Source organism: Companilactobacillus sp. HBUAS56275 (assembly GCF_036913655.1).
GTDB lineage: Bacteria > Bacillota > Bacilli > Lactobacillales > Lactobacillaceae > Companilactobacillus > Companilactobacillus pullicola.
Map to the genome: position 1 here is coordinate 46,433 of NZ_JAYKKK010000001.1, position 14,981 is coordinate 61,413.

Below are 14,981 nucleotides of genomic sequence, written 5' to 3' on the forward strand. Positions count from 1 at the left end.
GACACGGCTTGAAGCTAATAATTTTGCACTTTGTACAAAATTATGGATCTCCAAGTCCGGTCTTCTACTAACCTTGCTTCGCAAGATAAGTAGAATTTCACCACTTAGGGCCCACAGATTTTCCTCTACCGACTGTATTTTTGATTCTATTGTTATTTATCAAAACTGCAGTATTAGATGGCATGTAATCAGGTATGAATTTTAATTTAAAAATTGCTTATTAATTATATGAATCCACTTAGAATTCTTAGTGCATATTATTTTAACTATTTAATATTTTAAGAGTATACAAACAATAGAATAGGATACTAGTCCGGAGCAACAAGCCCGATTGGTCTCAGCCGTGAAATTATACTTAGCGATTTATCGCTTAGTATAAGACCTGTATTTGAGACAATTGTGATTTTCAATTGGCTCAAATCAGTGTCCACAATTCCAGACCAATCGGGCTTGTTGTGGAGGACGGCAAGTTACCACCATAACCGAATTTGAGCGAAAATCTAATCTAACTACCTTAATAGTATGACAGATTAGGCTAAAAAGGTAATGTTTGACTAGATTATTTGTAGATGAAATACTATTTTGAATAAATTACTTTGACACACATAGTAATTGGTGATACATTATCGATATAGAAAAGAAGGTAGATGAGAATAATAATGAAACCACTAATTTCCAAAGATATTATTCGCGGACATACAGCTACTATCGTTTTAAATATTCTCAATCAGGGTGACAGTTATGGTTATGAAATTGCTAAACGTGTCAAAGAACTGAGTCACGATGATTATGAGTTGAACGAAGCCACTCTTTATACCGTTTTTAGAAGACTAGAGAAGAATGGAGACATTGTTGGCTATTGGGGCGACGAAACTCAAGGTGGCCGTCGTAAGTATTATCAGATAACTACCCAAGGGAAACAGACGTTAACGGACAATATCAAGGCTTGGAATTTTGCTAAAAAGGTAATTGATGAATTGATTTTAGGAAGGATCGATAATCATGAGTGAAGAAATAAAAACATTAGTAAATCAAAGATTAAATAAAATCTTTAAAGATTACACTGAAACAGCTGAATTAAACGATCTAAAAGAAGAGTTGGCCTCTGATCTAATGTCCTCAGCCGAAGATAAAATGACTGACGATACAACTTCAGAAGAAGCAGTTGCAAAGGCTTTTAAGGAGTTCGGCGATATTGATGAGGTAATCAACCAAGTTGTGAATGATAATCATGAAAATGAACATCACAAGCATGCGGCGGGCCACACTTTTAATATTGACGATTCGGGGATCAGTATTGATAACGGTAAATTACTCAATATTACTGACGATGGCATTACAGTTAACAATGGCAAAACGATTAAGATTACTGATGAAGGTGTTAAGTTCGGTAACCTGGTGATCAACGACAATGGAATTAACTTTAATGGTAAGTTGAAACCATCTAAGAAAAGCAAAGATGACTTCGATTCGTACTTTGATGGAGCATTCGATGATTTTGATAAAGATTTTGATGACGATGACTTCAACACCGAAGTACATGTTGAAACATTGCCATTGACTGATGAATATGAATTTGATTATACGGATCTGGATAAAATTAAAATCAATTACACTAGTGCTGACGTAAGAATTGTGTCGACCGATGATGACAAGATTAAGGTCAGTGAGTATATATCACGCCCGAACCCTAATTATCAGATGAGAACTGATGTCTCCGATGGTGTTTTGAAAATCAGTCAGGGTGCCATTCCTCATTTTTTACCATTAAAGATCAGAGTAAAAATCATGCTTCCAAAAGGTTACACGAAAGCACTACAAATCTTTAATGCTAGTGGTAATCTGCAGATTCAAAGTGTTAAAAAATTGGAAAAAATTGCAGTTGAATGTCACAGCGGTGCAGTATATTTAAATAATCTTGAGAGTCAAAATTTAATGTTTGATATTAGCTCTGGAAAATTAACTTTGGATCATGTTTTAGCTAAGGAACAGTTAACTATCAGTGATCGTAGCGGCCTAGTTAATATGGACACTGTGGCAACGCCTAAATTCAATATTTCTTCAAGAAGTGGTTCAGTTAATGCAATTGATCTCAACGGTGCAGGTAATATCCTCGTTAAATCAGGTACAGTCCATATCAATTTTGCCCAAATTACTGATGATGTAAATGTTGAGAATAGTAGTGGGACCGTTAAACTAAAGATGCCAGAAAATGATTCTTATAAGTTTGACCTAGAGGCTAAAGATGGAATTGTACATATGAAACAAAAGGCCGAATTAGTGCACGATATTATGAATCTAAAAGAAGGAACTGTCGGAGATGATCCTCAGTATCAATTGACAGTCCGGGCAAAATCCGGAATTATCAAAGTTTCATAATTAGAATTTACATATTGGATAGTTGAAATCGTCTTCGTTACAATTTGATCGATATTAATTTATACTCATAGATAATTTTTGAGGGTAATACCTAGGTTAGGAGTATTGATCATGATTGAAAAGATAATAAATCAACACTTTATACCAATGTTTGATGTCGATAAGCTAAATATTGTCTGTAATAATGCCAATATTAGAGTGGTGTCGACAGATGGAGAAAAATTTATAGTACACGAACTCATGTCACGTCGTAATTTAAAATATATGTTTGACGTTGATGTTACAGGTAACGGTTTATCTATTAATCAAGAAAGATACCCTCGAATTCCCATCACAAAGTTTGAACTGCAAGTCTCCATTCCCAAAAGCTTTGTTGGTGATGTGGTAATTTCCAACGGTAACGGATCAATTTTGTTACATGATTTTGATTGTCAGCAGTTGTTCATCACCGATATTTCAGGGAAAGTAGTTTTGGATGACGTAAGAATCGAGAAAGGATTCTTTATCCAGTCTCGTAGTGGCGATATTAAATTGGACAATGTTAGAAGTCGTCGATTCTATATGAACTCTTACACCGGAATGATTAAAGCTGTCTCACTGAGCGGTGCGGGCAATGTGTCTAGCTCATCTGGGTATGTTCAACTGGATTTTGAAATGATTTCAGGAAATGTCGTAATCAATGATACTAATGGGACAGTTAAGGTGTCGATGCCGAAAAAAGAATCATATAATTTTAAATTGCAGTCTAAAGCGGCAAGAATAAAACCACCAATGGCTGATTTTAGTCATGACCTTCTGGAGTATAAAGAGGGAGCGGTGGGCGAGGATCCTAAATATCAGTTGAGCGTCCAAACCAAGTCCGGTCGAATTAAAGTTAAATAACATAAAAAAAACAAGTTCCATTAGAATTGACAGTACGCAATGTGTCCTGTACTTCTAGTGGAGCCTGTTTTTTAATTGATTTTTTCAGTAATGATCTTTAAAACATTGCTGACACGATAAAGTGTGTTCTTAGGATCGTGTCTTTGATTCCAAGATAGATCCAATGAAATATGTCCCTTATGGAGCTCAAGTACGAGATAGAATGGCTTCCTCAGCCAAGGGAAAAAAGACTGCTTAGCAGGTTTAATGGTGAGAATATTTTGCAGATCATACTTTTTATTATCTTCTAAAATATAACAATCTTTGACTTGTGAAAAACTGATAAATTGGTAATCAATACGGTCGGGGAAAAAGATCATTTTCAAACGATCACGATAAGTCAGCAATTTGTAGTAGGAAACACCATGAAGTTCTAATTGCCAGTGACCAAAAAGTTTTTGTAGATTTCTAGGATAGTAGACGAAAATTAACAAAAAGAAGATACCTAGGAATAGGCTCAATGCTGCTGAAGGACTAATTATTAATCCCAGTCCACCAAAGATTAAGCTAAGTAACAGACTGACTATTAAAGGACGACGATTAACTTTTTTTCCAAATTCAGTTTTTTCAATCATTTGCGTTATCCTTTCTTATATGCTAAGAATATTGTAACGGTTTGTAAACGCTATCACAAGCGAGATAATAGGAATTTAATTTGAAACTATTTTTTTAGAAAGCATTGTAATAACTAAATTTATCGTATATTCTACATGTATATTATGAAGATAGAGGAGGATGATGTTTATGGGAAAAAAGGCTAAAAAATGGCAAGTACCTTCTGCGTATACAATACTGTTTTTCTTAATAATTCTGGTAGCAATTTTAACTTGGATTATTCCTGCTGGCGAGTACGCCACTACCAAAGCAGGTAATATTGTAGCGGGGACTTACAAAGCTCGTGCCAGCAGCCCGCAAGGTATTTGGGATGTTTTCCTAGCACCAATCAATGGAATGGTAGGAACTTCAGAAACAGAAGGCTCCATTTCAGTATCACTGTTTATCTTAGTTATCGGTGGATTCTTAGGGGTCGTCAATAAGACTAAAGCCTTGGATGATGGAATCAGTGCCACCGTTAAAAGATATAGCGGCAAAGAAAAAGCTTTAATTCCAATTTTGATGGTATTATTCGCTATTGGTGGATCAGCTTACGGAATGGGTGAAGAAACAATCGCCTTTTATCCGATCCTGATCCCAGTCATGATTGGAGTAGGTTACGATTCAATCACAGCTATTTCGATTGCTTTAATCGGAACGCAAGTCGGATGTTTAGCTTCAACTGTCAATCCCTTTGCCACGGGGGTTGCATCACAAACTTTGGGTATTTCACCAGGTGATGGATTAATTCAACGTTTGATTTTGTTAGTTATTGTTACAACAATCAGTATCATTTATGTTATGCGTTACGCTGATAAAATTAAAAAAGATCCGTCACAATCATATGTTTTCGATCGACGTCAAAAAGATTTAGAGGAATTTTCAATGCCTGAACGAGATATCGACGAAAAGTTGTCTACTCGTCAAAAGGCAGTTCTATGGCTATTTGGTTTAACTTTCTTAGTTATGATCGTTAGTTTGATTCCTTGGTCAAGTTTGAATGACAATTGGACGTTCTTTGACAGTTTCACTAAATGGTTAACAAATATTCCTTTCTTAGGTGCTTTGATCGGTAAAGACTTAGCGCCATTAGGAACATGGTACTTTACAGAAATCACGACGTTGTTCTTCATGATGTCAGTGGTAGTTATGTTCGTTTTCCGCATGAAAGAATCCGAATTCATTGATGCCTTTTTAGGCGGGATGAACGATTTCTTGAGTGTTGCAATTATCGTTGCTGTAGCCCGTGGTATTCAAGTTGTAATGAATAATGGTTATATCACAGCCACAGTCTTACATGCTGGTGAAACTGGATTACAAAGTTTATCAGCCGGTGTCTTCATTGTTTTAACTTATATTTTCTACATACCAATGTCATTCTTGATTCCTTCTACTTCAGGTTTGGCAGCCGCTACAATGGGAATTATGGGTCCATTAGGTAAATTCTCAGGTGTTGACGGTTCCTTAGTTATTACGGCCTACCAAGCTGCTTCAGGTTGGGTAAATTTGATTACACCAACTTCTGGAGTTGTTATGGGAGCCTTGGCTATTGGTCACGTTGATATTGTTAAGTGGCTCAAGTACATGTGGAAATTGATGGTAATTCTTTTCGTTGTCGTAGCAGCATTCTTAGTTGTTTGTGCAATGATCAAATAGGGGGAATTTAGTAATGGAAAAATTTATAACAGATGAGATTCAAACTGAGGCAATCGCTGACTTGGCTAAAATTGTTGGTGTGGCTTCATACAATGAGCCCGCACAAGATAAGGCACCATTCGGTAAGGGGCCTAAAAAAGCTTTAGATGAAGTTTTAAAGATTGCTGAAAACTTAGGCTTTAAGACTTACGAAGATCCTGAAGGATACTATGGTTATGCCGATATCGGTGAAGGCGATGAGACCTTTGGTGTTATTGGACATATGGATGAAGTGCCAGCAGGAAATTTGGATGATTGGGATGTAGAACCTTATCAATTAACTGAAAAAGACGACAAACTATATGGTCGTGGGACACAAGATGACAAGGGCCCAACTATTGCTTCGATGTATGCAATTAAAGCTATTCTAGATAAAGGCTACAAATTTAATAAGAAGATCCGAGTAATTTTTGGTACTGACGAAGAAATCCTTTGGAGAGGTATAGCCGAATACAACAAGAAAGAAGATTCAATCGATTTGGGAATTGCACCCGATGCGGAATTTCCATTGATTTATGCTGAAAAAGGATTACAACAATCATATTTGGTTGGTTCGGGATCAGATGAATTGAATTTGGATTTGGAAAATGCTTTTAACGCCGTACCTGGTAAGGCTGTCTATGATGGTCCTAAACAGGATGAAGTTTTAATGGCTTTACAAAAACATAATTTTGCAGCCGATGAAAATAACGGAACTATTGAAGTTCACGGTAAGTCAGTTCATGCAATGAATGCTCCCGAAGGAACTAATGCTGTAGTCAGATTAGCAATCGCTTTAGCAGATGTGTTCCCAGATGTAGCCGTATTGAAGTTCTTAAAGGCTTTTGGTGAAGATGCCAACGGAACGAATCTTTTAGGTGATGTTTCTGATGATGTATCTGGAAAATTAACATTCAATATCTCTAGTTTAAAGATCACACCTGAAGAATCCAGAATGCAAATTGACTTGAGAATTCCTGTTAAGATCGATCATGATCAACTAATTCAAAAGATTTCAGATGCTGTTGCTAAATTTGATATGAAGTATGAGAACTTTGATTACGTTGCTCCATTGTATGTTCCAACAGATAGTGAATTAGTCAAAACTTTAATGTCGACTTATCAAGATTTAACTGGTGACACTGAATCACAACCAGCTATATCTGGTGGTGCTACTTTTGCTAGAACAATGCATAACTGTGTAGCTTTTGGTGGGATGCTACCAACAACTCCTGACTTCATGCATCAAGCAAATGAAAACTGGAGTAAAGCCGATATGAGAAAGGCTATGGAGATCTTCGCTGAAGCAATTTATCGTTTATGTGTTTAATAGGGCAATAGCCCTATTTTTTTGTTTTCAGGACAAAAAATTTGTTTTATAGGAAGAAATTAGGTAGCGTAGCATTAAGAAGTATCGGTTATATAAATGACCGTTTAGACATATTGAGGTGTAATGAAAATGTTTGATTATAATACACGCGCATCAAAGTTCAAGCTCCAAGGTGAAGTTATTGTCCCAGGTGATAAGAGTATTGCTCATCGGGCGATTACTTTCGGTGCATTAGCAGACGGTGTTACACAGATCAGTAATTTTTCCTATTCAGACGATTTGGCCGTAACAACTAAAGTTTTTAAAGAACTTGGTGCCAAAATCCATACAGAAATGAGTAACAACGACATGATCATCAAGGGCATTGATCATCAGCTCAACCCCCTAGATCATCCGTTACAGATTGATAACGTTGGTACGTTAGAAAGTCTCTTGTTTGGCGTTTTAGCAACTAGTGAGAATGAATATACAATTCAAGGCGGCAATTTTTTAAGTAAACGTCCGCTTGATCGTCTAGTAACGCTTTTACAACAAATGGGTGGCAAGTTCCAACAAGTATCAGAAGATGCTTTGCCGATCAAAATTCAGGGAAGTAGTGACTTACAGGGGATAACTTACCAACAAGATATTTCTAGCGCCCAGATAAAAAGTGGGCTCGTAATGGCAGGAATATATGCTAAAACACCAACAACAATTATTCGAAAACTTCCAACGAGAGATCATACAGAGGTTCTGGCAAACTATTTTGGTGCAGATGTTGACGCTAAACCAGATATAATTAAGGTCAATCCAAAACATACTCATTTAACCGGTCAGAGTTTAATGATACCGGGTGATTTTTCATCGGCAGCACCATATATTGCTGGAGCTCTAATCTCAAAAGATAGTGAAGTCAGATTACCTAAAGTTGGATTGAATTCCACGCGTATAGGTTTATTAAACGTTGCCAAACAGATGGGTGCCAATATTATGTTGGAGAGCCACTCAATCAATAGCGTTGAACCATATGGTGATTTGGTAGTGAAATCTCAACAGCTTCATGGAGCAACGGTTACAGCAAAACAAGTTCCATTTATTATTGATGAAATCCCACTAATTGCATTACTAGCATCACAAGCCCAAGGCCAAACGGTAATAGAAGGGATTCATGATGTTCACTTGCAATTGAGTGATCGGATTCGAAATATGCGTGTTGAATTAGCAAAATTAGGTATAGTTATGCAAGTAAACGATGATTCAATCGTAATTGATGGGGACCAGACTATCAACGTGAAAGATGATGTTGACAGTCATAATGATCATCGAATTGCGATGATGCTCTGCGTAGCTTCAATTTTGACAGAAACACCTTTCAAAATAAAAAATATTGAATCAATTGATATATCATATCCTAACTTTTTGGCTGATTTTAAGAAGGTCTTAGTTGCAAGAAATTAGAAAGAGACTTCTTTTTTATTAGGTAGTGTCGTATTATTAATGTAATTGAGATTTATGTAAGGGGTTACTTTATTAATGATTAAGTTTATTGGAACTGACTTAGACGGAACATTGCTGAATAGTTACAGTAAAATATCTACCCAAAACGCTCAGGCTATTCGCAATGCTGTCAATTCCGGAATTGTGTTTGCCATTTGTTCAGGGAGAACATTGCATTCCGTTAATAAATTTTTTGAAAAAGATTTGAAAGTACCAGGATATCGTGTGGTCTTAAATGGGGCAGTCGTAGTCGACTCTAAGGGGAAAAAAGTTGTCGACCAACCTTTAGATCGGGATGTAATTGCGGAAATCTTAAAACGGGCACAATTTAGCAAATTTAAGATAGTCTTAGATGGACTTAATGACACCTATATTTATGATCCCAATCGTCATTGGAATACTTATTTTGAAGGGATGGGACGGCATCACTTTAAGGAACAATCTGTGAACGATCTAATGAAGCTAAATGATCAAACAGACATAGATATCTATAAGGTTTGTTTCAGTTGTCCTCCAAAGAGACTACATGAGTTACAAAAGAAGTTAGAGTCGTTTACGGCCCTACCAATAACGATCAGTCGTTCAGGCAGTACTTATTTTGAGATCAACGGCCAAGATGTAACAAAGTTGTCAGCTTTGCAACATATTTCAGAACACGAAACAATTCCCATGAACGAATTCATGTGTTTTGGGGATTATGGCAATGATCTTGAAATGGTTAAAGAAGCTGGCTATGGAGTTGCTATGGCTAATGCTATCGATAAAGTAAAAGAAGTTGCTTGGAAGATTACGGATAATAATAATCAAAATGGTGTTGCAACAATGATTACACGTGTATTGAATAAGGAATTTGATTAGAGAGAGGGTAGGTTAAATGTGCCGTCCTCCACAAAAATTGGGAATACTGTTGGAACGCTATGGGCGCGATTCGGAGCTAATTATTTTACACTTCGTGCAAAATAATGGATCTTCGAAGTCGGCCTTATTGTAATCGGCAAAGCCGATAACAATAATCTCATAGCTGAACGCATTCCCAATTTTTGCTCCGGACTAAAGAGTACTTCTATTGTTTGTTCGTCTTTAAATATTTAGATAGTAAGATGGTAAATTACAGTTATTTCATTAGTATGGATTTTAACCATGTAAGGCTAGAAGATATCTAATCACTACATCATTTAGTGCTAGCGCTACAACAAAGTTTGAGCAAGGATCAGAATCTCATGGCTGAGTCAATTTTCTTGTTGTTCCGAACTAAATCCGGTTCTGTTTATCAGTTATTGTAAAATCTAAATATTAAAAAACAGACTCTATTAAGAGATTCAGACATATTTGCATGTCTTGAAATACTTAGTGGGTCTGTTTTTAGTTTAGACTTTAAAAGTTTCTATTTTGATCATGTAAGGTTAGATGATATCTAATTGCTGCATTTTTTCGATAATATTAGAAACGAGTATCTAGTCGGTAGTAAAAAATCTGTGGGCCCTCAGTGGTGCCATTCTACTTAGCTTGCGTAGCAAGGTTAGTAGAAGACCGGACTTGGAGATCCATGATTTTTCACAGAGTGAAAAACTATTATCAAGCCGTGTCCACCACGTTCCAGTGGCCCACAGATTTTTTGCGGACGACGGCATATTTCAACTACCTCAGTTGGTATCGGATACAATTTAATTAGTAACCGTAACCATCAAATTATCCACGTCTAATAACGATTTCGAAGAAAATTTATAAATTCAAAGTGTTTTTTGGTAAAAACATCTTGATAAATGTTGAAACTAGTTATACAATCTAATTGTTCTATGAAAGCGTTTTAAGTAAACGTTTTAAATAAAAAACAAATAAATATTTTATTCAAAGGGGTATTATATTATGGCTGAAAAAACAATTATGCTTTGCTGTGCTGCAGGTATGTCAACAAGTTTACTAGTATCAAAGATGCAAAAGGCTGCTGAAAGTGATGGCATTGATGCTGAAATCTTTGCTACTGCTGCTGCTGATGCTGACGCAAAATTGGAAGAAAAACATCCTGATGTTTTAATGCTTGGACCTCAAGTTAGATATCTAGAAGGCCAATTCAAAGAGAAGTTGAGCATTCCTGTTGAAGTTATCAACATGCAAGACTACGGAATGATGAACGGTGAAAAGGTTCTAAGAGAAGCCGTAAGCTTGATCAAATAATCATTCATTTATAAACAACAAAAGGGCGCATAATTAGCACCCTTTTCGTTTTTTACAGGTAAAGTAAGCGCTTAATAAATAAAAATAATAATAATCTAATTTAGGAGAAAAGAAAAATGTCAGAAGAACAACATGATGAAGAATTACAAACAGTTATGGGATTGATCATTAACGGAGGAAATGCTAAGAGTTCAGCCTTCGAAGCTATCAATGAAGCTAAAAAGGGTCACTTCACAGTTGCTGATCAAAAATTAAAGGAATCAGACAAGTTCTTAGTTGATGCACACAATTCTCAAACAGATATGTTAACTAAAGAAGCTAACGGTGACCATGCTAAAGTTACTTTGTTGATGGTACATTCACAAGATCACATCATGAATGCTATTACATTCAGAGATCTAGCTGGAGAAATCGTTGATCTATACAAGAGACTTGATAAAGAATAAAAAGGAGCATGAACTTAAATGAGTGAGGGAATTCAAATGCCCAAAGGTTTCCTTTGGGGAGGCGCTGTTGCAGCACACCAATTAGAAGGTGGCTGGAATGAGGGTGGCAAAGGCGTAAGTATTGCCGATGTTATGACAGCTGGTGCTAAAGGTGTTGCAAGAAGAGTTACTGACGGTGTCAAGGATGGAGAAATTTATCCTAATCATTGGGGTAATGATTTCTATCACAAGTATCCAGAGGATATTAAGTTATTTGCTGAATTAGGCTTAAAATGTTTCAGAACTTCAATCGCTTGGACAAGAATTTTTCCTAATGGCGATGAAGATGAACCTAACGAAGAAGGCTTGAAATTCTATGATGATATGTTTGACGAATGTTTGAAATATGGCATTCAGCCAGTAATTACTTTGTCACATTTCGAAATGCCATATCACTTGGTTAAGGAATATGGTGGTTGGAGCAATCGTAAGATGATCGAATTCTTTGATCGTTTTGCTGAAGTTTGTTTCAAACGTTATAAAGACAAAGTTAAATATTGGATGACATTCAATGAAATTAATAATCAAACCGATTGGCAAGATCCACATCCATTGCTTCAAAATTCAGGCTTGCAATTAGGCAAAGATGACAACTGGGAAAAAGAAATGTTCCAAGCTGCTCATTATGAATTTGTTGCTAGTGCAAATGCGGTTCAAATTGCTCATCGAATTGATCCAAGCTTACAAGTTGGTTCAATGATTGCTATGTGTCCTATCTACCCATTGACTTCAAAACCAGCTGATATCATGAAAGCTGAACGTGCTATGCAATATCGTTATTACTTTGGTGACGTTCAAGCACTAGGATTCTATCCGGAATGGATTGAAAAGTATTGGGCTCGTAAGGGTTACGATCTTGATATCACTGCAAGTGATTTGGCAACAATTAAGACTGGAACAGTAGACTATGTCGGTTTCAGTTACTACATGTCCTTTACAACAAAGGCACATGAAGGTGAGACTCACTTTGATTATGATGAGCATGACGATTTGGTTTCAAATCCATATGTTGAAAAATCAGATTGGGGTTGGCAAATTGATCCAGTTGGATTGAGATATGCTATGAATTGGATGACTACACGTTGGCACAAACCATTATTCATCGTTGAAAATGGTTTTGGTGCTTACGACAAGGTTGAATCCGATGGTAGTATTCATGACCCATACCGTATTCAATACTTCCACGATCACATTTTACAAATGGAAAAAGCTGTTAAAGAAGACGGTGTTCAATTACTTGGTTACACTCCATGGGGTCACATTGATCTTGTGTCAGCAAGTACTGGTGAAATGAAGAAACGTTACGGAATGATTTATGTTGACGAAGATGACGAAGGTCATGGTAGTTTGAAGCGTTCCAAGAAAGATTCCTTCTACTGGTATAAGAAAGTAATTGAATCAAATGGTAAAGATTTAGATATATAGTTGAAAGAGGTTTTCGTATGACTGAGACAACAAAAAGCGGATTAAGAAAAGATTTTCTATGGGGAGGAGCCGTTGCAGCAAACCAACTCGAAGGAGCTTGGAATGTTGATGGCAAAGGTGTCAGCGTGTCAGATATTATGACTGCTGGTGCTTATCAAAAACCCCGTGAAATTACTGACGGCATAATTGCTGGTAAAAATTATCCTAACCACGAGGCAATTGATTTCTATCATCACTACAAAGATGATATTAAAATGTTTGCTGAAATGGGCTTCAAATGTTTTAGAACTTCAATTGCTTGGACAAGAATCTTCCCCAATGGCGATGAAGATGAACCTAATGAAGCAGGTTTAAAATTCTATGATGATATGTTTGATGAATGTTTGAAATATGGAATTGAACCAGTAATTACTTTGTCACATTTTGAAATGCCATATCACTTAGTAACTGAATATGGTGGTTGGAGAAATCGTAAGGTAATTGATTTCTTTGTTAAATTTGCAACTGTTTGTTTCAAACGTTACAAGAACAAAGTTAAGTATTGGATGACATTTAATGAAATCAACAACCAAACTACTTTTACAAATGACTTCTCAATTGCAACTGACTCAGGTTTGATTTTTAGAGATAATGAGTCTGAAGCAGAACGTGAAGCTTTGATGTATCAAGCCTCACATTATGAAGTTGTCGCTAGTGCTTTGGCTGTGAAGATTGGTCATAAGATCAATCCTGATTTTGAAATTGGAAATATGGTCAACTTCACACCAGTTTATCCAGCATCGTCAGATCCTAAAGATATCTTGTTAGCTGAAAAAGCTATGCAAAGACGTTACTGGTGGGCTGATGTTCAAGCCTTGGGTGAATACCCAGTCGGTATGGAAGCATACTTCAAGAATCATGACTTAAGACCAGATATTACAACTGAGGATCGTGTTGTTTTACGCGAAGGAACAGTTGATTATGTTGGTTTCAGTTACTATAATTCTATGACTGTTAAGTACAGTGACGACAATCCAGAATTCAAGTTTGTTGGTGACCGTGAAACTGTCAAGAATCCTAACCTTAAGTACAATGATTGGGGCTGGCCTGTTGATCCAATTGGTTTGAGATATTCAATGAACTGGTTGACGGAACACTATCACAAACCAGTGATGATCGTTGAAAATGGTTTTGGTGCATATGATAAAGTTGAATCAGATGGCAGTATCCATGATGATTATCGTGTTGATTACTTACGTGCCCACGTCAAACAAATGATTACAGCAGTTAATGAAGATGGCGTAGATCTTATGGGTTACACTCCATGGGGCTGCATTGATTTAGTTTCTGCTGGAACGGGTCAAATGTCTAAACGTTACGGATTCATTTATGTCGACAAAGATGATGAAGGTAACGGAACACTTGCACGTTCAAAGAAAGATTCATTCTATTGGTATCAAAAGGTAATCCGTACAAACGGATCAGATATAGACTGAACCTAACAAAAAAAGCCGAGACAAAACTAAATCAGTTGTCTAGGCTTTTTTTATCGCTAGAAAGTGTAACATGTTACATGTATACTGAAACTTGTTTAGTAAAAGTGATATATACCAATAGAAAGGAGGATGAAAAATATGTTTCCTTATCAGAAAGTTCATGAATTGAACCGATTAGAATTGATTGTTTACAAATATATTATTGGTCATACCAAAGAAGTACAAGATATGACGATTCGTGAGATGGCTAATGCAGCGCATGTTTCAACGACAACCATCTTGAGATTTCTTAAGAAGATGGATTATAGCGGTTTTTCAGAATTCAAATTTGCTTTAAAGCAGAGTTTGAAACAACCATCTAAGGCGCAACAGGATCCAAGCATGGAACCAATCAAGAACTTCTTCCAATTGGTTGCTGACGAAGAGCCGTTTGATGATAAGATCGATCAAGCGGCTGACATGATCAACGCTGCTGACCTAGTTTTGTTTTTTGGAGTCGGTAACAGTGGTCGCATTGCACAGTATGGAGCAAGTATCTTATCAAGCTATGGGATTTATTCGTTGCCAATCATTGATCCTTTTCAACCAGAACCATTCTCCAATCGTGATTTCAGTAAAACCTTGTTAGTTTTAGTATCTATCTCAGGTGAGACGGATGAAGTTCTGGAACAAGCACGCTATTACAAGAAAAATGGGGCAGAAACGATAGCCTTAACAGCTAATTCATACTCTGTTTTAAATCAGGTAACAGACTTTGCAATTTCCTACGATACTCCTCAAAATCGCAAAGGACACATTAATGTTACAACGCAAGTACCAATTGTTTATACCCTGGAACAGATCTCAAACTGCGCCTATCATAAGATGGTAGACCAAGTAGATAATAGATTTTCGGAACATGTCACGGATTAGTGACATGTTTTTTAGGTTAAAACATATTATTTCATCTCTAAAAGCATACACATTTTGATGAAAAGGGTTACAATGGTATTTGTAAGCGGATAACAGTGTTTCTGCTTAGTAACAAATTTTATTTTTGAGGGGGTT

General features: G+C 36.5%; 13 protein-coding genes. 12 read left to right on the forward strand and 1 reads right to left on the reverse strand.

From position 1 onward, the window contains the following. The first annotated feature begins 659 nt into the window (after positions 1 to 659). The 3 genes from U8526_RS00225 to U8526_RS00235 all read left to right on the forward strand — a co-directional run bounded on the left by U8526_RS00225 (position 660) and on the right by U8526_RS00235 (position 3,261). Positions 660 to 1,010, forward strand: a complete 351-nt coding sequence (locus tag U8526_RS00225) for a PadR family transcriptional regulator (protein WP_334339952.1) — start codon at positions 660 to 662, stop codon at positions 1,008 to 1,010. Beyond that, on the forward strand, positions 1,003 to 2,379 hold the full coding sequence (locus tag U8526_RS00230) for a DUF4097 family beta strand repeat-containing protein (RefSeq protein ID WP_334339953.1): 1,377 nt from the start codon (positions 1,003 to 1,005) through the stop codon (positions 2,377 to 2,379). The genes U8526_RS00225 and U8526_RS00230 overlap by 8 nt, the downstream gene beginning before the upstream one ends. A gap of 111 nt (positions 2,380 to 2,490) precedes the next feature. Next, positions 2,491 to 3,261, forward strand: coding sequence for a DUF4097 family beta strand repeat-containing protein (locus U8526_RS00235; RefSeq protein ID WP_334339954.1), 771 nt, complete (start codon positions 2,491 to 2,493; stop codon positions 3,259 to 3,261). Between the two features lie 71 nt (positions 3,262 to 3,332). Here U8526_RS00235 and U8526_RS00240 read toward each other — a convergent pair whose 3' ends face one another. Further along, positions 3,333 to 3,875 carry a hypothetical protein gene (locus U8526_RS00240; RefSeq protein WP_334339955.1) on the reverse strand — a complete coding sequence of 181 codons (543 nt, stop codon included), beginning with the start codon at positions 3,873 to 3,875 and terminating at the stop codon, positions 3,333 to 3,335. Positions 3,876 to 4,044: 169 nt separating this feature from the next. Here U8526_RS00240 and U8526_RS00245 point away from each other — a divergent pair, with 169 nt between their 5' ends. From U8526_RS00245 to U8526_RS00285, 9 genes are all read left to right on the forward strand, one after another. Continuing rightward, entirely contained in the window at positions 4,045 to 5,550 is a 1,506-nt protein-coding gene (locus U8526_RS00245; protein ID WP_334339956.1) for a YfcC family protein, read from the forward strand. Positions 5,551 to 5,563: 13 nt separating this feature from the next. Continuing rightward, positions 5,564 to 6,898, forward strand: a complete 1,335-nt coding sequence (locus tag U8526_RS00250; RefSeq protein WP_334339957.1) for a M20 family metallopeptidase — start codon at positions 5,564 to 5,566, stop codon at positions 6,896 to 6,898. A 129-nt stretch (positions 6,899 to 7,027) separates the two neighbouring features. Beyond that, positions 7,028 to 8,335, forward strand: coding sequence for a 3-phosphoshikimate 1-carboxyvinyltransferase (gene aroA, locus U8526_RS00255; protein ID WP_334339958.1), 1,308 nt, complete (start codon positions 7,028 to 7,030; stop codon positions 8,333 to 8,335). A 75-nt stretch (positions 8,336 to 8,410) separates the two neighbouring features. Continuing rightward, positions 8,411 to 9,232, forward strand: a complete 822-nt coding sequence (locus U8526_RS00260) for an HAD family hydrolase (RefSeq protein WP_334339959.1) — start codon at positions 8,411 to 8,413, stop codon at positions 9,230 to 9,232. 1,008 nt (positions 9,233 to 10,240) lie between these two features. Then, positions 10,241 to 10,549: a PTS sugar transporter subunit IIB gene (locus U8526_RS00265; RefSeq protein WP_334339960.1), complete on the forward strand. Its 309-nt coding sequence runs from the start codon at positions 10,241 to 10,243 to the stop codon at positions 10,547 to 10,549. Between the two features lie 116 nt (positions 10,550 to 10,665). Continuing rightward, complete coding sequence (locus U8526_RS00270) at positions 10,666 to 10,995, forward strand: PTS lactose/cellobiose transporter subunit IIA (RefSeq protein ID WP_334339961.1); 330 nt, start codon at positions 10,666 to 10,668, stop codon at positions 10,993 to 10,995. A gap of 18 nt (positions 10,996 to 11,013) precedes the next feature. Beyond that, positions 11,014 to 12,459: a 6-phospho-beta-glucosidase gene (locus U8526_RS00275; protein ID WP_334339962.1), complete on the forward strand. Its 1,446-nt coding sequence runs from the start codon at positions 11,014 to 11,016 to the stop codon at positions 12,457 to 12,459. Between the two features lie 17 nt (positions 12,460 to 12,476). Further along, a complete protein-coding gene (locus U8526_RS00280; protein ID WP_334339963.1) occupies positions 12,477 to 13,934 on the forward strand; it encodes a 6-phospho-beta-glucosidase in 1,458 nt (485 codons plus the stop codon). 138 nt (positions 13,935 to 14,072) lie between these two features. Then, entirely contained in the window at positions 14,073 to 14,846 is a 774-nt protein-coding gene (locus U8526_RS00285; RefSeq protein ID WP_334339964.1) for a MurR/RpiR family transcriptional regulator, read from the forward strand. Positions 14,847 to 14,981 lie beyond the last annotated feature (135 nt).

Excerpts from the sequence above, each read along its gene's own strand:
- U8526_RS00230 (WP_334339953.1), top strand. The coding sequence starts at position 1,003 with ATGAGTGAAGAAATAAAAACATTAGTAAATCAAAGATTAAATAAAATC.
- U8526_RS00235 (WP_334339954.1), top strand. The coding sequence starts at position 2,491 with ATGATTGAAAAGATAATAAATCAACACTTTATACCAATGTTTGATGTC.
- U8526_RS00240 (WP_334339955.1), bottom strand. The coding sequence starts at position 3,875 with ATGATTGAAAAAACTGAATTTGGAAAAAAAGTTAATCGTCGTCCTTTA.
- U8526_RS00280 (WP_334339963.1), top strand. The coding sequence starts at position 12,477 with ATGACTGAGACAACAAAAAGCGGATTAAGAAAAGATTTTCTATGGGGA.
- U8526_RS00285 (WP_334339964.1), top strand. The coding sequence starts at position 14,073 with ATGTTTCCTTATCAGAAAGTTCATGAATTGAACCGATTAGAATTGATT.
- U8526_RS00250 (WP_334339957.1), top strand. The coding sequence starts at position 5,564 with ATGGAAAAATTTATAACAGATGAGATTCAAACTGAGGCAATCGCTGAC.
- U8526_RS00265 (WP_334339960.1), top strand. The coding sequence starts at position 10,241 with ATGGCTGAAAAAACAATTATGCTTTGCTGTGCTGCAGGTATGTCAACA.
- U8526_RS00225 (WP_334339952.1), top strand. The coding sequence starts at position 660 with ATGAAACCACTAATTTCCAAAGATATTATTCGCGGACATACAGCTACT.
- U8526_RS00245 (WP_334339956.1), top strand. The coding sequence starts at position 4,045 with ATGGGAAAAAAGGCTAAAAAATGGCAAGTACCTTCTGCGTATACAATA.
- U8526_RS00275 (WP_334339962.1), top strand. The coding sequence starts at position 11,014 with ATGAGTGAGGGAATTCAAATGCCCAAAGGTTTCCTTTGGGGAGGCGCT.
- aroA (WP_334339958.1), top strand. The coding sequence starts at position 7,028 with ATGTTTGATTATAATACACGCGCATCAAAGTTCAAGCTCCAAGGTGAA.
- U8526_RS00260 (WP_334339959.1), top strand. The coding sequence starts at position 8,411 with ATGATTAAGTTTATTGGAACTGACTTAGACGGAACATTGCTGAATAGT.
- U8526_RS00270 (WP_334339961.1), top strand. The coding sequence starts at position 10,666 with ATGTCAGAAGAACAACATGATGAAGAATTACAAACAGTTATGGGATTG.